Here is a 15204-nt window from a genome sequence, read left to right as displayed (position 1 = left end):
TTACCTAAATGAAAAGTTTTGATAAAAATTAGAATATCTGAGGTTTACGAAGTTAAAACCTTATTTTTTGAGAACACGTTGGCAAAACCAAAAATTAAGATAAAATTTTTACTTAAAAAATCTTATTAAGGAGGGTTACCTTGAATCCCAAAATAGTGTTTTTCGATACCACCCTTAGAGATGGAGAGCAGTCTCCTGGGGTATCATTGGACTTAAAACAAAAGATAGAGATAGCCAAGGCTTTGGAAGAGTTAGGTATAGACGTAATAGAGGCAGGGTTTCCAATAACATCTCCCGGGGATTTTGAGGCAGTAAAAAACGTGGCTAAGGAGATAAAAAGATGTACTGTTGCAGCTTTGGCCAGGGCTAATCAAAAAGACATAGAGGTAGCTTGGGAGGCTATCAAGCATGCTGTGTCTCCGCGAATTCATACCTTTATAGCTACTTCTGACATCCATTTAAAGTATAAATTGAAAAAAGACAGGTCTCAGGTGTTAGAAATTGCCAGGGAAGCTGTAAAATATGCCTGTTCCTTGTGCCCTAACGTTGAATTTTCTGCTGAAGACGCAACCAGAAGTGATTGGGAATATTTGGCTCAAGTGGTGATAGAGGTGGTGAAAGCAGGAGCTACCACCATCAACATTCCTGATACCGTGGGTTATACAGTACCTCAGGAATATTATAACCTGTTTAAATTTTTGGTAGAAAAATTGATAGCGGCTGGATACGAAGAAGACTTGAAATCTGGGCGTTTAAGACTTTCCGTTCATTGTCATAACGACCTTGGGCTTGCTGTTTCTAATTCCCTTTCTGCCATCTTGGCCGGTGCTACCCAAATAGAAGGCACGATAAACGGTATTGGAGAAAGGGCAGGAAACGCCGCTTTGGAAGAAGTTATAATGGCTTTAAAAATTAGAAAAGACTTCTTTGAAAGGTCCTTAGGGTATCCTTTAGAGGTAAACATTGCGACTGAAAAAATAGTGCCTACCAGCCAGCTTGTTTCCAAATATACCGGAATGTTAGTCCAGCCAAATAAGGCTATAGTTGGAGCCAATGCCTTTGCTCATGAATCTGGTATCCATCAACACGGTGTTATCTGTGAGCGCACGACCTATGAGATTATCAAGCCAGAAGAGGTAGGTTGGACCGGTTCTGCTATCGTTCTCGGTAAACACTCAGGAAGACATGCCCTGTCTTTCAAACTAAAAAGCAGAGGCTGGCAGTTTGATGATACCGTTTTAACTAAAGTTTTTGAAAAGTTTAGAGAAGAAATAAAGGATGTTTTAAGAAAGATAGACGAAGAACATTTAGAAGGAATTCTTCTTGATCTCTTTTGTGACAAAGAGTATCGTTATGAGTTGGTTTCCTCTCAGGTGATAAGTGTGTTGAGTGGCTCACTTAAGCCGGTTGCTCAAGTAGAGATAAGAGATAATCTTTCAGGAAATAAAGTAGCTGTAGGTTTAGGGATAGGGCCTATAGATGCAGCCTATAAAGCAGTAGCTCAAGCCTTAGGGTATAGCTTTAATGGAGAAGAGAAGGATAAAAAACATCTCAAACTCGTAGATTTTAACATCAGTGCCCTTACAGGTGGAACCTCTTCTGAGGGAGTCTGTAGTGTGATCATAGAAGACGAAACAGGGTTAAGAACCGCAGGGCTTGGTAAAGACGGAGACATCGTTATAGCAAGTATTAAGGCTTTCTTAAAGGCTTTAAACCGGTTAGAGGTTTTAAAAACAAAAGAAAAAGAACTGAAAAGCCAGGTATTAACCTTAGCAAATTAAGTTTTTAGCCCTTAGCCTCAAAACTTAGCTTTGAGGCTAAGGGTTTGGTTTTCCAAGATATTTTCTTTCTAATAAATACAACCTTTCAGAAGCTTTGTTAGCCCATTCAGAATTCGGTTCAAGTAAAACAATCGAATTCCATAACTCTTTAGCAAGTTTAAAGTCGCCTTCTCTAAAGGCTATTTCTCCTAAATAAAAGCGTGCTTCACTGGAATATTTGTCTATTTCTAAGGCCTTTTTAAAATAGAACTTGGCTGAGGTAAGGTCGTTTTCGTTAAGATATACATAACCAAGATAGATTACAGCCTTGGGATATCTTGGGTTTTCTCTAAATGCTTCGATCAAAATGCTTTTAGCTTTTTCCTTTTGGTCTAAGAGAAAATAAGCCCATCCTAAATTGGTTTTAGCCATGTAAGCATTGGTATAGTAAGGATTCTGAATCGCCTTTTCCAGATATTCTATGGCTTTATGATAGTTTTGTTGTAAAATCATCAAAGAACCAAGATTGTTATAGGCCTCTGAATAATCAGGTTTAATGCTGATAGCATCTTTAAAGGCCTGTCTGGCCTTTTCGTAGTCTTTTTTCCCTATGTAGGCTAAGCCTAAAAGATTATAAACCTCTGGGTCACATTTTTCTCTTTCGTTTTGCAAGGCTTTTTTAAGATCTTCTATCGTTCCTGGAGTGGTGGCGTTTTCTAAAAGTTGTAAAATTCTTCTTATTTCACAGATATCACACTGGCTTGATTTTTCTGCTAGTTCAAGTTCCTTTAAAGCCTCGGTATAACGTTTTTCTTGGATAAAGGTCTGAGCGATTTCTTTATGAGAAGAGATTTTTTGCTCAAAATATTGAGAACTTGCTCTACATCCTCCTAAAACCAAAGTAAAAACAACACCTAACCCTAACCAGACTAAATGTTTTTTCATAGACTTAACCCTCTAAAAATTTTAAAAATATCTTTCTTGTCCTTGGTCCATCATATTCTGCAAAAAAAATCCTTTGCCAGGTACCTAAAATGGGCTTTCCTTTTTCTACGATAAGAGTTAAAGAAGGTCCTGTTATCGAAGATTTCACATGTCCTGGTGAGTTTCCTTCCAGATGTTTATAAGGAAGGGTTTCTGGTGCTATCCTTTCGAAAGCCATGATCAGGTCTTCTTTAACAGCTGGGTCAGCCCCTTCGTTAATGATAATACCTGCTGTGGTGTGAGGGACATAAAGCACACAAATCCCATCCTTAGGAGGGAGCCTTTTTAAGACTTCTTCAGTTATGTCAATCAATTCAACCTTTTTGTGAGTTTTAACCGTGATAACTTCCATGTTATTTTCTATATACCTAAAATTTAAAAAAGTCAATGCCTAAAAAATCAAAAAAAAGGGTTAAACCCTCAACAAACCTCCGTTAACATGAAACACACATCCTGTGATATAACTTGCTTTTTCGCTGGCTAAAAAAGAAACAAGATAGGCTACTTCTTCCGGGGTTCCTGGTCTTTTTAAAGGGATTTCTTGCAAAAAAGCTTCTCTAACCTTTTCAGGTAACTGTTTCGTCATGTCAGTTTCTATATAGCCTGGAGCCACGGCATTAACCGTTATGTTTCGCGAAGCAACCTCTAAAGCTAAAGCTTTAGTAAAACCTATGATCCCAGCCTTAGCTGCTGCATAGTTGGTTTGCCCAGCATTTCCGCTAAAGGCTACTACCGAAGAGATGTTAATTATTCTTCCCCATTTAGCTTTGGTCATCATCGGAAGTACTGCCTTAGTCACATAAAAAACCGAATATAGGTTGGTTTTAATAACCAAATCCCAGTCCTCTTCTTTCATCCTTAAAAACAAAGCATCTCTGGTGATCCCTGCGTTGTTTACTAAGATTTGAATAGGTCCGACAGCTTCTTCTAATTCTTTTATAGCTTTTTGAACTTCCTCAGGGTTGGCTACGTCAAACTTAGAAAGATAGGCCTTGGTCCCAAGCTTTTCTATTTCGGTAGCCAACTCTTTAGCCTTTTCTTCGGCTCCTTTATAATTGATAACTACCTCCGCTCCATCCTTTGCAAGTTGATAGGCTATCGCCCTACCTATCCCTCTTGAGGCTCCTGTTACTAAAGCTACCTTTCCCTTAAGCTCCATGTTTAGTTCCCTCCTTTTGTAACAATTTAGTGGTTATATAGTTAGCTACAATAAAACCTAAGGTAGCCTCCTCTTCCATCGCTTGCTGGATGTAGGTTAGGTTAGCATGACCTAAGTGTTTGACCAGTTTATCACAGAAGAAGTTTCTACAAAAAATAGGGGTAAGGATAAGGCTACACCCTTTTTCTCCTAAGAAGAGACAGTCTTCCTTTCGAGAAGTATTAAAAGCAAGGGGTAAACTATAGGTTTCTGCAAGCAGAAGATTTATCAAAAACTCAGCAGGACTTAGTTTCCATTCTAACCCAGCTTTACAACACTTCTCTCCTGAGTTTGCACAAGCACTGCAAAAAGCAAAAGACCCTTTTTCTATAAATGCCTGACGACTCTTTTCTATGGCTTTTTTTAATAATTCGAGTTTTTCCTGAATAAAAGGGTCTTTTAAAAATAAATCCTTTTTTTCGTAGTAAAAGGAAAGCCAGTGGTTAAAATAGGCTAAACTCTCCTTCATAACTTAAAGTCCAGAGGTTTTCCTCTTACTTCATTTAAAACCAACCCTGTAAGGATTTTAGGATAAAAAAACGTGCTTTTATGAGGCATTCTTTTCCCTTGCAATGCAACCTCTTTTAAGATTAAGGGAGAAAGCTCAGGGAAAATTACTCCGATTTCTTGATCTTTGACGTGGTTAAAAACCTCTCTTACCTCAGAGATAAATTCAACCTGATTTTGTTCCTTTAAGCTTTCTTCTTTTATCTGAAAAGCTTGTTCCATCAGGGACAAAAAGTTGTAAAGGGTTAGTTTTGAAAGCACCGGATCTTTCTGTTGGAAACGCTCATACACTTCTTGTTTTATCCTGAAAATCATCACTTTATTTTTAAAGCAAATACCAAAATCCCTTTCTTTTATTTTAAAAAAATTCTGAGAAAAATTAATAGGCTCTGTGGTGTAAACTTTTTCTGCCCAATTTTTTAAGGCTTGAATTAAATCTTCAGGGTTTGGTAAACGATAGATTCTATGAGTAGGAAGCATAAGTAGGTTTGGCTCTTCTATAGGGCAAACATACATGGCTATGTAATGATAATCCCTTGGTGGGGTTGTGCCTAACTTATTTTCCATGTATTCTTTATATCTCAAGGCAGTAGTGTATCTGTGGTGTCCATCTGCTATGTATATTTTTTGATGTTTAAGATAGTCAGTCACTTCTTTTATTATGTCCACCTCAGAAACTTGATAAAGGTGATGGGTTTGTTGGTCAAGGGTTACTTCATAAAGTAGATTTTTGGGACTATAAGAAATGGTAAGAAGGTCCGGGTCTTCATACAACCCAAAAATCTGACTAAACTGAAACCCGGTAGTCTTAAGCAATTCAAACCGATCATCTGTTACCTTTGGAAAAACCTTCTCATGGGGTAAAACTATCCCTTCCTCAAAGTGATGTAGCTTTACCAATAGAATCCAACCTTTTCGGGAAAGGGTTTTCTGTTCTCTCATAAAGGATAGTTCATAAAAATAGAGACAAGGTTTAGGTTCTTTTACAAGGATTTGTGACCTTATCCACTCTTCCAAAAGGTGTTTGGCTTTTTGGTAGGTTTCAGGAAGCTCCAGATGAAAGATGTTATAAGGACTTTTTTTCTGATAAAAAGCTTTTTCTTCCTCGCCAACCACATCGTAAGGAGGGGCAACCACTTCTTCGATTTTTACTTTTTCAGGATTATATCTCCACCCATAAAATGGAAGACAATCAGGCATGATTTTGATCTCCTTCCTAAAAAATTAAAAAAGTTTTTCTAAATCTACCAAAAATTTCAGGTTTTACAATAAGCCTGTTTTTTTCATCCTCTGGAAAAAAAACAGAAAGAATTTAAACTTTGAAACATGCTAAAGAAAAAATGGGGGCAACATCTTTTGGTTTCATCAGGTGTATTAGATCGACTGGTTGAACTAGCTGAGATAAAAGAAGAGGTGGTAGTAGAGATAGGTCCAGGGACAGGAAACCTTACCAAAAGACTGCTTAATACCCCTCTAAAGCGCCTTTATCTTCTAGAAATAGACCCAGAAATGGTAGAGAAACTTAAAGTTAGTCTAAACGACCCTCGGGTGGTGATCTTTCAGACCGACGCTACTACCTTTGATTTTAACACCTTAAATGAAAAAGAACTCAAACTTATAGGTAACCTCCCTTATAACGTTGCCAGCCTTATCATAGAAAACACGATATACCATAAACATCTTATATACCAGGCTTTTTATATGGTTCAAAAAGAGGTAGCTGAAAGACTTATCCAGCAAAAATCCTGGCTTTCTGTTTTTGTAAATACCTTTTATCAGCTTGAATACCTAATGAGTATCCCCCCAAGGTTTTTTGTCCCCCCTCCTAAGGTGAATTCAGCCTATCTTAAGTTTACCCGGAAAAACTTTGATGAAATAAAAGATTTGAAAAGATATAAAAGTTTTTTAGTGCAAATTTTTAGCCAAAAAAGAAAGATGTTAAAACATAAAGTGCCACCTGAAATTTTAGAAAAAGCCTCTATTTTACCTCAAAAAAGGGTAGAAGAACTTAATCTTTTGGATTTTATAACTTTGTATCAGATTTGGGTTCAGTAGAAGGTTTATCAGAAGGAGTTTTATAAACTAAATTTTCTGAAGTCTGGTTAGAAACAGAGTTTTTAGGGGTTTCTCTTATTTTGTTAATAGCTTCTAAATGTTCTTTATAAGTTACAGAAAACACGTGAGAACCGTTACCTGCAGCTACAAAATAAAGATAAGGCACCTTAGCCGGAAAAAGTACTGCTTTTATGCTTGCTTCTCCAGGATTTCCTATGGGGGTAGGGGGTAGGCCAGGATTTAAGTAGGTGTTATAAGGACTTTTTACTTGATAATAATCTTTGTAAGTTAAACGTCTAAAAGATTTTAAGGCATAGTTGATGGTAGGGTCAGCTTGGAGAGGCATTTTTTTCTTTATTCTGTTTAAATAAACTGCAGCAATTACTGGTTTTTCTGAGTTTAGATAAGCCTCTTTTTCTACGATAGAGGCTAAAGTAATTACCTCCTTTAAGGATTTTTTTTGTTTTTTAGCTACCTCTTCATATTTTTTCCAGTGTTTCCAAAAGTTATCTACCATGGTTTTTACTACCTGTCCTGGATGAGAGTTTCGGTAAAAATAATAAGTATCGGGGAAAAGATATCCTTCTAAGGTAGGACCAGGTAATCCATATTGTTTAGCTGTTTGAGGGCTTTCAGCCAACTTTAGAAAATCCTCTTTGCGGCAGATTTCATTCTTTTCGAGCAAATCAGCGATTTGCCAAAGAGTGTACCCCTCTGGTATGGTTATCTTTTTGGCTAAAACTTTTCCTTCTACTAACATGGTAAGAATTTCTGACAGAGATTGGTTAAGGTAAAAGCCATATTCTCCAGGTTTTAGTTTATGATAATAGCCTTTTCTTAAGGCTTCTAAATAAAATACTACAGAACTCTTGATAATCCCGTGGTTTTTAAGCTTTTGAGCTATAGCCCAGGCACTTTCACCTTTTTTGATTTCTACTACCTTAAATTCTTTGGTAGGGCCTTTTACTACAGGTTCTAACCCTTCAAAATAGTAACCCAAGAAACCTAAGATCAAAACACAAAAAATTACCAACCCAAAGGTTAACATCCATTTCTTATTTTTACGTCTTGAGAACTTCATAATTGATGGTATCCTTTAAAAAGTTTTAAAAGGAGGAAAAGATGATAGACGAAAAAGCTTTAAAAATTTTAGAAAAAGAAGCCATAGAAAACCCTCATTCCCCTTTTGCACAACATAAGTTAGCTATAGCTTACTTTAATTTAGGAAAATTACAAGAGGCTAAAGAGGCGTTTAAAAAGGTTTTAAAACTTGATCCCTACCATTTTGAGGCTATGGTTAACCTTGGCATCATATTAGCTCAAGAAGGGGAACTTGAGGAGGCTAAAAAGGCCTTTACCTTTACCCTTAACTTTTATCCCAAATCTGTAGAGGCCTGGGTAAACTTAGGGTTGATAGAGTTTCAGTTAGGTAACCTGGATGAGGCAGAAAGATGTTATAGGAAAGCCTTAGAGATAAATCCTGATTTTATCCCTGCTATGATAAACCTTTCTACCATTTTGATAGAAAAAGAATTGTTTGTAGAAGCCATTACTATGCTAGAAAAAGCAAAATCCATGGCTCCTAAAATGGCTACTCTTTACAATAATTTAGCCGTGGCTTATTACTATCAGGGAGATATAGATAAGGCCAAAGAAAATTTAGCACAAGCTAAAAGCTTAGGTTATCCAGTAAGTCCAGAATTTGAGGAGCTTTTAAATGAAAAAGCCCGTTCCTAAACCTCCTACCTGTCCCTTTTGTGGTAGGTTTATCAAAAAACCAGAGCTTCTACCTATAGGTCTTTCTGACTTAGAGGCTGGTGTGTGCGAATGTGGGAGTGTTTACGTATGCGATGTGACCGGACATAATCGAGGAAATGCCTTTATAGAGGCTCTTTTTCTTGCTACTGCAGGTGATTGGGATTTGATGTGGGAATTAATCCCTGAAGAAGACTATAAAGAAGTTTGGATTGAAAATTATGATTTAAAAACCCATACCATCCTTCCTATGCCAGCTACTTCAAGGATAGTCTCTAAAGGAGCGCTTTGTTTTTTGAAAGTAGCAGATGACATTAGAGAATTAAAACACGTAAAACTAAGTCAAGCTTTGCAAAAAGAACCTCTCTCCGAAAAGGACTTTAACAAACCTAGGAGAAAGCTTTCTAAAAGGGAATTAGAAGAGTTAATCGAAAAGGAAGATTTCAACACTCTCAATATCTATATAGTTTCAGAACCTTTAAACCTCAACGTACTTCAGAAGTTTTTCTACCATCCAGACCCTGTTTTTCGTAGAAAAGCGGTAGTTGCTTTGGGTAAAGTATCTCCTGCCTTAGCTAAGGTCTATCCAGAAAGACTGTTAGACTTTATAAAAAGGCTTCTTTATGCTGCCGCTGATTCTGCGTCTTCTGCCTGGGGGGCTCTTGAAGCAGTAGGAGAGATCATAAGAGAGACAGGAGATAGATATGCTATTTTTATAAAAAATCTGTTAGCTTTTTTAAAGTTTCCTGAATATCACGGCTATGTCCTTTATGCGCTTTACCGGATTTCCGAAAAAAATCCCGAAGTTTTAAAAAAACATAGCTATTTCTTGCTTTTAGACCTGATAGAACGTTCTTCTTCTGAAATAAAAGCCTTGATTTTAAAGACGTTTATTAATCTTGGGGCTAAGGAGATATCTCCTTATTTAGATAAAATAAATCCTGAGGAAGAGGCTGAGGTTTTTAATCACGAAACCTTTTCATACGAGAAGGTTAAATTAAAGGACATTATACAACAAATACAAAGGGGTTAACATGGAAAATAAGAACTTTATTGAGAAAAGAAAAGAGCTTTATTTTAAACAAATGGGGGTTTCAGAGGAGTTGAAACCAGGATATGAACTTTGTATAGAAGCCCATAAGTGTTGGATTGAAGGTAGAGTTCTTGATACTATAGAACTTATGGAAAGGGCCTTAGAGTTTTTTCAACAACATCAGGCTTATAAAGAAATGGCTAACATCTTAGACTTTTTAGGAGATGTATACCATATGAGAGGAAATATAGAAAAAGCTCTAAGATGTTATAAAGCCTGCTTAGATGTATGTGAAACCGGAGAAGATGAATTTAGTGTGGCAGTTATACTAGAAAAGATTATCCATATTTATCGTACTAAAAAAGAATACGATAAAATGCTTCCTTATCTTTACAGAAACTTAGAGATAGGAGAAAAATATAGAGATGCCCATCGAGCAGCTCGTTCCTTGGTAGGGATAGGGGATGTGTATAGACTCCAGAATAACTTTGAGGCAGCTAAAGAGGCTTATTCCTTAGCTTATAAAATATACAAAGGAATGGGAGCTGGAGAACTTGCAGAAAAGGTAAAAGAAGGTTTAGAACTTTTAGAAAAGGAACAGGCTAACTTAAACTCCGAAGACTAATCTCCATACCCTGGTAGTTCTATATGGGTGCAAGTTCCTGACGGACAGGAATGAGATTCTGTGATCCTTGGTTTGTCTGAAGATCCCACTGAACCACTAACGATAGAGTTTACCACACTCATCAGTCTTTTAACGTTTTTGCTTTTGCAGTTTTTACACTCAACTGACCCTAACTCCTCTTTGTTTTTCAAAAAAACTTCAAACTCAGTTTTACAGTCTTCACACTTGAACTCATAGATAGGCATTAACACTACCCTCCCTTTAGATTTTTCTGATCTTTAATTATATCAAAGATTTTAAGAAAACCAAACATTATTCAGAACTACATTTTATCTTTGCCCTAAGAAAGTTGTTATTTTTGACCTCTCCGAGGATTTCTTTCATCACTACCTTTTCTCCCAAGTCTATCCTTATGCTACTTAAGGGAAACATAGACACACTGCATTTTTCATTTTCTACCTTAACCATAATCCCTTCTGACAAGTATTTTATGTTGGTTATCATTCCAGAAATGGGAGCTCTAATAAAAACAGGAGGGGTTAGTTTAAAACTATACTCTCCTGGGTTAATAGCCTCTCCAGAAACAGGATTTATAACCTGGGAAATAATTTTTTTGTTAAACAAATACATGTTGATAAGCTCTGCTTTTTTAGTTTCTAATCTTAACCTTTCTTGGTTTAGTTGGATTATTTTTTTGAGTAAGGTTTTTTCTAAAAACCTGTTTAAAGGATATTCATCCTTTAAATAAGAAATATGATGGTTTCTGATAAAGAGTTTTAGATATTCTCTCAAAATCTCTTTTTTAGTTTGTTCTATGTCTGTTAATCTTCTTTCTATATCCTTTAATTTTAAGTCTTGAGTAGGAAGACATAAAACATTATTTTTTGAGAAAATTAGAATAAGGCACCCTAAGAGGGTTAAGATTTTTCTATATTTCATAACCCCAAAAACTTATCCACACACTTAAAAAAGGTATTAATACTACCAAAAGGATAAAATACACCAAAGAATACCAGGGATTTACCCAGAAAATATCTAAAAGAGGAAAGTTTATGATACTTGTTAAAGAATTTACTGCTAAGTAAAAGGTAGCCCCTGAACTAAAGAATCCTAAGGTTATGAGAGAAACCAAAAAACCCAACCTGATGAATTTTAGATAAAAAGGATTACCTCCTAAAAGAAGGATCAGTTTATATTGTTGATAAAGCAGGTTGTTTAATAAGTTATTTATAAAAAAAATAGCCCCGAGATAAACTATTATCCAGCTAAACCAAAACCCGATTATCCCTGATTTGAGAAAAAAGCTTAGTTTTAGAAACTTAAAATATTTAGGGTTTTGAAGCTCTAAAGCAGGAGTTGAGGCGGCGATTAGTTTTAAACGCTCTGTAAGTTCTATATAACTTCCCAAAGATTTAGGATAAATTTTGATGAGAAAAGGTAAGTTTTCCTTGAGCTCTTCTTCAGTAAAAATTTGGGTTATTTCTTTGGGAAGGTTTTTTTGAGCTTGGTTTAGGACCATTTCTGGAGTAACTACTTCAATTTTTTCTGTGAAAGAAGAAAAGCTGTTTTGCAGTCCTTTAATAAAAAGTTCTAACTGCTCTTGGTCTTTAGGATAATAAAAGAGGGTTAAGGTTATTTGATCTTTCCAGTGTTTTTCTAAGGTAAATAAAACTCCATAAGCATAAATAAGGGCTAAAGAAAAAAAGTTCCAAAAAAAGAAAAATAGGATAAAAAAAAGATAATAAAGTAAACCCTTTTTAATCTCTAACTTAGCAAGAAGTTTGAACATTTCCTACCAACCTTCCTTGTTCTAATCTAAGAATTTTTCCCGCGTTAAGTTGTAGGATAACTGGGTCATGGGTAGCAAGAATTACCGTTTTTCCTGCTTGTTGATATTCTTGAAATATCTTAATAATTTCCCTTATGCTTTCAGGATCAAGATTTCCTGTAGGTTCATCAGCTATTAACAATTCAGGGTCTCTAATGATAGCTCTTACGATACCTACTTTCTGTTGTTCACCTCCTGAAAGTTCTTTTACTTTTTTGAAGGCCTTGGCAGCAAGGTTAAATCTTTCAAGATAGTTTAAGATGTGAAATTTTATTTTAGGTACTTTTTTTTGACTTAAGATTAAAGAGATTTTTATATTTTCAAAAACCGTTAAGTCTGGTATTAGTTTGTAATCTTGAAAAATGATCCCCCAATTGCGTCTTAGATGTAAAAAATGTCGTTTATTGAGCTTAGAGTAAGGGAAGTTTTTGTAAAATATTTCTCCGTCAGTAGGTTTTTCTTCTCGGTAAAGTAACTTTAGAAGGGTGGTTTTACCTGCTCCAGTCGGTCCGGTTAAGATCAAAAAATCTCCTTCTTTTACGATAAAAGATACTTCATCCAGCACTTTAAAATAGGGGTTATAAACTTTGGTTACCTTTTCTATAACAAAAATTTCCATAACGTTTTTGAGTATATCTAAAAATTTATCTAAGGCAACCAAAATTTTACAGTAGCAAAAGATAAAAAAAACTAAAAAAACAAAGTAAAAAAGAAAAATTTGAAGAATTAGTTAGAAAATCAACCTTAATTTAAATTTTTTATTCTTGACATAAAATTAAAGATCAATAAAATGTATTCTATACAAAAACTGTAGGGAGGGTACAATGGGCGAGGTGAAAAAACATGATACACCGAAAATAGACCAGCTTAAGACTGGTCCTTGGCCAAGTTTTGTTGATGACATTTATTCTTATGGTGAGAAGCACAAGAAACAAGCCTGTTTTGACATAATGGGTCAAATGGAGCTTTCCTATACCCACAAAGAGACCCATTGGAAGCACGGTGGTATTGTTGGTGTGTTTGGTTATGGTGGTGGAGTTATTGGGCGTTATTCTGACCAGCAGGAAAGATTCCCTGCTATCTGGGCTTTCCATACTATCCGTGTGCACCATACCGCAGGAAAGTGGTATCATACTTCAGCTTTAAGGAAACTCTGTGATATGTGGGATCATAGGGGTAGTGGTATTGTTAACTTTCATGGTTCTACCGGTGATATCATCCTTTTAGGTACGGTTACTGACCAGCTTGAGCCTATCTTTTTTGACTTAACTCATCAGCTTCATTGGGATCTTGGTGGTTCTGGTTCTAACTTAAGAAGCCCTGCTTGCTGCGTGGGTAAGTCTCGTTGTGAGTGGGCTTTGATAGATGTTCAAGAATTAGACTATGAGTTAACCATGGCTTTCCAAGATGAATTGCACCGTCCTGCATTTCCATATAAGTTTAAGTTTAAATTTTCTGGATGTCCCTTAGATTGTGTGGCTGCTGTAGCAAGAGCTGACATGTCTTTCATAGGTACTTGGAGAGATGAAATTAGAATAGATCAAGAAGCAGTAAGAGCCTATGTAAGGGGTGAGCTTAAACCTAATGCAGGTGCTTTTTCTGACAGAGACTGGGGTCCTTTTGATATTAAGAAGGAAGTTATTGACCTTTGTCCTACCAAGTGTATGTACTGGGATGAAAACGAGCAGAAGCTTTATATCAACAACAGTGAATGCAACAGGTGTATGCACTGTATAGCTGTTATGCCAGAGGCTTTAAGACCTGGTCAAGATACCGGTATCGCTATATTGATCGGAGCTAAAGCCCCGATCTTAGAAGGTGCTCAGCTTTCTACCCTTATTGTTCCTTTTATGAAGGTGGAACCACCTTATGATGAACTTAAAGATTTTATCTATAAGGCCTGGGATTATTGGATGGAAAATGGAAAGAACCGTGAACGTATCGGTGAACTTATCCAGAGAATTGGTTTGAACAAGTTTATCACCGAGGTTATGGGACTTACACCTATTCCTCAGCATGTAAGAGTACCTCGTGACAACCCATACATCTTCTGGAAGGAAGAAGAGGTTGAGGGTGGTTGGACCAGAGACGTGGCTGAATTTAGAAAACGCCACCCTGCTTAAGGTGAGGATGGATTTGATGAATAAAGACCTAAATATTTTAAAATAAAAGGAGGGTAAAATGGGAATTGAAAAATTTAAAGAGTTAGACCCGATTTATACACAGCCCTATGATCCAACTTTGGCAGAAAAGTTGTATAACCCTGAAAAACCCATGGAAAACAGAATTACTGATATAGGACCTCCTTATTTCTGGCAGTTTATGCCACCTGTTATTCAGAAAAACTATGGTAAATGGGTTTCTCATGAGATAATCCAACCTGGGGTTTTAAAGTATAAGTCTGAAACAGGTGATGTAGTTTATGTGGTAAGATGTGGTACCCCTCGTTTGGAAACTACAGACTACATCAGAGAAATTTGTGAGATCGCAGATAAATATTGTGGCGGTTATGTACGCTGGACTACCCGTAATAACGTAGAATTTCATGTAACTGATGAAGAAACTTTAAAGGCTCTTATAGAAGACTTGAAAAACAGGAAACATCCTAATGGTTCTTATAAGTTTCCTATCGGTGGTACAGGGGCAGGTATTAGCAACATAGTCCATACCCAGGGATGGATCCACTGTCATACTCCTGCTATCGACGCTTCCGGTATAGTTAAGGCTATCATGGATGAACTATTTGAATACTTTGGATCTCATAAACTTCCTGCAAAGACTAAGTTAGCCCTTGCCTGTTGTCTTAACATGTGTGGTGCTGTGCATTGTTCTGACCTTGCCTTGGTTGGTATTCACAGAAAACCACCTTTGGTTGAAGACGAAAGGTTAGAACATGTTTGTGAAATACCATTGGTTATAGCTTCCTGTCCTTTAGGTGCTATCAAACCTGCTACTGCTGAAGTAGATGGTAAGAAGAAAAAGACAGTTAGAATAAATGTAGATCGTTGTATGTTCTGTGGTAACTGTTATACCATGTGTCCAGCTTTACCTATTGCTGACGGAGAAGGTGATGGTATTGCTATTGTGGTCGGTGGAAAGGTTTCTAACAGGATTACTCCTCCTGAATTTTCAAGAGTAGTAATACCTTATATTCCTAATGAACCTCCTCGTTGGCCAACCACTGTTAAATGGATTAAAAAGATTATTGAGATCTATTCTCAGCATGCTAATAAGTACGAAAGGATTGGTACTTGGATTAACAGAATTGGTTGGGAAAGATTCTTTGAATTAACCGGTATTCCATTTACTGAAAAGTGTATTGACGATTACAGACTTGCTTATACTACCTACAGAACTTCTATGCACTTTAAGTTCACCAAACATGTAGATGAAGTATTTAATGCTCCGGAAAATTATAAAGTAGAACTTTTTAAGTAAAATTAAAATAAAAAACTTTGA

At 36.3% G+C, this 15204-nt stretch carries 17 protein-coding genes; 7 read left to right on the top strand and 10 right to left on the bottom strand.

Translation table 11 applies throughout. From position 1 onward, the window contains the following. Window positions 1-140: 140 nt before the first annotated feature. The gene (locus HL41_RS05575) at window positions 141-1781 is read left to right on the top strand and encodes a 2-isopropylmalate synthase (RefSeq protein ID WP_038060212.1); all 1641 of its coding nucleotides are present in this window, start codon (window positions 141-143) and stop codon (window positions 1779-1781) included. A 36-nt stretch (window positions 1782-1817) separates the two neighbouring features. Here the strand turns inward: HL41_RS05575 and HL41_RS05570 are convergent, their stop codons facing one another. Genes HL41_RS05570 through HL41_RS05550 form a run of 5 tightly spaced genes read right to left on the bottom strand, consistent with a single transcriptional unit; the run spans window position 1818 to window position 5649 of the window. Further along, window positions 1818-2705 carry a tetratricopeptide repeat protein gene (locus HL41_RS05570; RefSeq protein WP_038060215.1) on the bottom strand — a complete coding sequence of 296 codons (888 nt, stop codon included), beginning with the start codon at window positions 2703-2705 and terminating at the stop codon, window positions 1818-1820. A 4-nt stretch (window positions 2706-2709) separates the two neighbouring features. Further along, a complete protein-coding gene (locus HL41_RS05565) occupies window positions 2710-3096 on the bottom strand; it encodes a secondary thiamine-phosphate synthase enzyme YjbQ (protein ID WP_038060288.1) in 387 nt (128 codons plus the stop codon). A gap of 60 nt (window positions 3097-3156) precedes the next feature. Further along, window positions 3157-3903 carry a 3-oxoacyl-[acyl-carrier-protein] reductase gene (gene fabG, locus HL41_RS05560; RefSeq protein ID WP_038060218.1) on the bottom strand — a complete coding sequence of 249 codons (747 nt, stop codon included), beginning with the start codon at window positions 3901-3903 and terminating at the stop codon, window positions 3157-3159. Further along, entirely contained in the window at window positions 3893-4411 is a 519-nt protein-coding gene (locus HL41_RS05555) for a hypothetical protein (protein ID WP_038060220.1), read from the bottom strand. Before HL41_RS05555 ends, fabG begins: the two co-directional genes overlap by 11 nt. Beyond that, window positions 4408-5649, bottom strand: a complete 1242-nt coding sequence (locus HL41_RS05550) for a DUF1015 family protein (protein ID WP_038060222.1) — start codon at window positions 5647-5649, stop codon at window positions 4408-4410. Before HL41_RS05550 ends, HL41_RS05555 begins: the two co-directional genes overlap by 4 nt. Before the next feature lie 126 nt (window positions 5650-5775). On the opposite strand from HL41_RS05550, the gene rsmA reads away from it, so the two are divergent. Continuing rightward, window positions 5776-6504, top strand: coding sequence for a 16S rRNA (adenine(1518)-N(6)/adenine(1519)-N(6))-dimethyltransferase RsmA (gene rsmA / locus HL41_RS05545; protein ID WP_038060224.1), 729 nt, complete (start codon window positions 5776-5778; stop codon window positions 6502-6504). Here rsmA and mltG read toward each other — a convergent pair. Beyond that, window positions 6473-7585 carry an endolytic transglycosylase MltG gene (gene mltG / locus HL41_RS05540; protein ID WP_081856486.1) on the bottom strand — a complete coding sequence of 371 codons (1113 nt, stop codon included), beginning with the start codon at window positions 7583-7585 and terminating at the stop codon, window positions 6473-6475. The two genes, rsmA and mltG, sit on opposite strands and share 32 nt — an antisense overlap. 41 nt (window positions 7586-7626) lie before the next feature. Here mltG and HL41_RS05535 point away from each other — a divergent pair, with 41 nt between their 5' ends. Genes HL41_RS05535 through HL41_RS05525 form a run of 3 tightly spaced genes read left to right on the top strand, consistent with a single transcriptional unit; the run spans window position 7627 to window position 9917 of the window. Then, on the top strand, window positions 7627-8241 hold the full coding sequence (locus HL41_RS05535; protein WP_038060226.1) for a tetratricopeptide repeat protein: 615 nt from the start codon (window positions 7627-7629) through the stop codon (window positions 8239-8241). Beyond that, window positions 8222-9292 (top strand): DVU0298 family protein, encoded by a 1071-nt coding sequence (locus HL41_RS09065; protein ID WP_051754525.1) that lies wholly within the window; start codon window positions 8222-8224, stop codon window positions 9290-9292. Before HL41_RS05535 ends, HL41_RS09065 begins: the two co-directional genes overlap by 20 nt. Window position 9293: 1 nt before the next feature. Next, a complete protein-coding gene (locus HL41_RS05525) occupies window positions 9294-9917 on the top strand; it encodes a tetratricopeptide repeat protein (RefSeq protein WP_038060228.1) in 624 nt (207 codons plus the stop codon). Here HL41_RS05525 and HL41_RS05520 read toward each other — a convergent pair. From HL41_RS05520 to HL41_RS05505, 4 genes are all read right to left on the bottom strand, one after another. Next, on the bottom strand, window positions 9914-10162 hold the full coding sequence (locus tag HL41_RS05520; RefSeq protein WP_038060231.1) for an FmdB family zinc ribbon protein: 249 nt from the start codon (window positions 10160-10162) through the stop codon (window positions 9914-9916). The two genes, HL41_RS05525 and HL41_RS05520, sit on opposite strands and share 4 nt — an antisense overlap. Window positions 10163-10229: 67 nt before the next feature. After that, entirely contained in the window at window positions 10230-10856 is a 627-nt protein-coding gene (locus tag HL41_RS05515; protein WP_038060232.1) for a hypothetical protein, read from the bottom strand. Then, on the bottom strand, window positions 10846-11706 hold the full coding sequence (locus tag HL41_RS05510; protein WP_038060233.1) for a hypothetical protein: 861 nt from the start codon (window positions 11704-11706) through the stop codon (window positions 10846-10848). Before HL41_RS05510 ends, HL41_RS05515 begins: the two co-directional genes overlap by 11 nt. Beyond that, the gene (locus HL41_RS05505) at window positions 11687-12364 is read right to left on the bottom strand and encodes a cell division ATP-binding protein FtsE (RefSeq protein WP_038060234.1); all 678 of its coding nucleotides are present in this window, start codon (window positions 12362-12364) and stop codon (window positions 11687-11689) included. Before HL41_RS05505 ends, HL41_RS05510 begins: the two co-directional genes overlap by 20 nt. Window positions 12365-12569: 205 nt before the next feature. On the opposite strand from HL41_RS05505, the gene dsrA reads away from it, so the two are divergent. Further along, window positions 12570-13868, top strand: a complete 1299-nt coding sequence (gene dsrA, locus HL41_RS05500) for a dissimilatory-type sulfite reductase subunit alpha (RefSeq protein WP_038060236.1) — start codon at window positions 12570-12572, stop codon at window positions 13866-13868. A 151-nt stretch (window positions 13869-14019) separates the two neighbouring features. Then, window positions 14020-15183 carry a dissimilatory-type sulfite reductase subunit beta gene (gene dsrB, locus HL41_RS05495; protein WP_051754629.1) on the top strand — a complete coding sequence of 388 codons (1164 nt, stop codon included), beginning with the start codon at window positions 14020-14022 and terminating at the stop codon, window positions 15181-15183. Window positions 15184-15204 lie beyond the last annotated feature (21 nt).

The sequence above is a fragment of the Thermodesulfobacterium commune DSM 2178 genome (genome assembly GCF_000734015.1).
In the GTDB taxonomy this organism is placed as follows: domain Bacteria; phylum Desulfobacterota; class Thermodesulfobacteria; order Thermodesulfobacteriales; family Thermodesulfobacteriaceae; genus Thermodesulfobacterium; species Thermodesulfobacterium commune.
The sequence above is the reverse complement of the archived record's forward strand: the minus strand, read 5'-3'. Positions and strand labels throughout refer to the sequence as shown.

Excerpts from the sequence above, each read along its gene's own strand:
- HL41_RS05515 (WP_038060232.1), bottom strand. The coding sequence starts at position 10,856 with ATGAAATATAGAAAAATCTTAACCCTCTTAGGGTGCCTTATTCTAATT.
- HL41_RS05535 (WP_038060226.1), top strand. The coding sequence starts at position 7,627 with ATGATAGACGAAAAAGCTTTAAAAATTTTAGAAAAAGAAGCCATAGAA.
- HL41_RS05565 (WP_038060288.1), bottom strand. The coding sequence starts at position 3,096 with ATGGAAGTTATCACGGTTAAAACTCACAAAAAGGTTGAATTGATTGAC.
- HL41_RS05525 (WP_038060228.1), top strand. The coding sequence starts at position 9,294 with ATGGAAAATAAGAACTTTATTGAGAAAAGAAAAGAGCTTTATTTTAAA.
- HL41_RS05505 (WP_038060234.1), bottom strand. The coding sequence starts at position 12,364 with ATGGAAATTTTTGTTATAGAAAAGGTAACCAAAGTTTATAACCCCTAT.
- dsrB (WP_051754629.1), top strand. The coding sequence starts at position 14,020 with ATGGAAAACAGAATTACTGATATAGGACCTCCTTATTTCTGGCAGTTT.
- dsrA (WP_038060236.1), top strand. The coding sequence starts at position 12,570 with ATGGGCGAGGTGAAAAAACATGATACACCGAAAATAGACCAGCTTAAG.
- HL41_RS09065 (WP_051754525.1), top strand. The coding sequence starts at position 8,222 with ATGAAAAAGCCCGTTCCTAAACCTCCTACCTGTCCCTTTTGTGGTAGG.
- HL41_RS05520 (WP_038060231.1), bottom strand. The coding sequence starts at position 10,162 with ATGCCTATCTATGAGTTCAAGTGTGAAGACTGTAAAACTGAGTTTGAA.
- HL41_RS05555 (WP_038060220.1), bottom strand. The coding sequence starts at position 4,411 with ATGAAGGAGAGTTTAGCCTATTTTAACCACTGGCTTTCCTTTTACTAC.
- mltG (WP_081856486.1), bottom strand. The coding sequence starts at position 7,585 with ATGAAGTTCTCAAGACGTAAAAATAAGAAATGGATGTTAACCTTTGGG.
- HL41_RS05510 (WP_038060233.1), bottom strand. The coding sequence starts at position 11,706 with ATGTTCAAACTTCTTGCTAAGTTAGAGATTAAAAAGGGTTTACTTTAT.
- rsmA (WP_038060224.1), top strand. The coding sequence starts at position 5,776 with ATGCTAAAGAAAAAATGGGGGCAACATCTTTTGGTTTCATCAGGTGTA.
- HL41_RS05570 (WP_038060215.1), bottom strand. The coding sequence starts at position 2,705 with ATGAAAAAACATTTAGTCTGGTTAGGGTTAGGTGTTGTTTTTACTTTG.
- HL41_RS05550 (WP_038060222.1), bottom strand. The coding sequence starts at position 5,649 with ATGCCTGATTGTCTTCCATTTTATGGGTGGAGATATAATCCTGAAAAA.
- fabG (WP_038060218.1), bottom strand. The coding sequence starts at position 3,903 with ATGGAGCTTAAGGGAAAGGTAGCTTTAGTAACAGGAGCCTCAAGAGGG.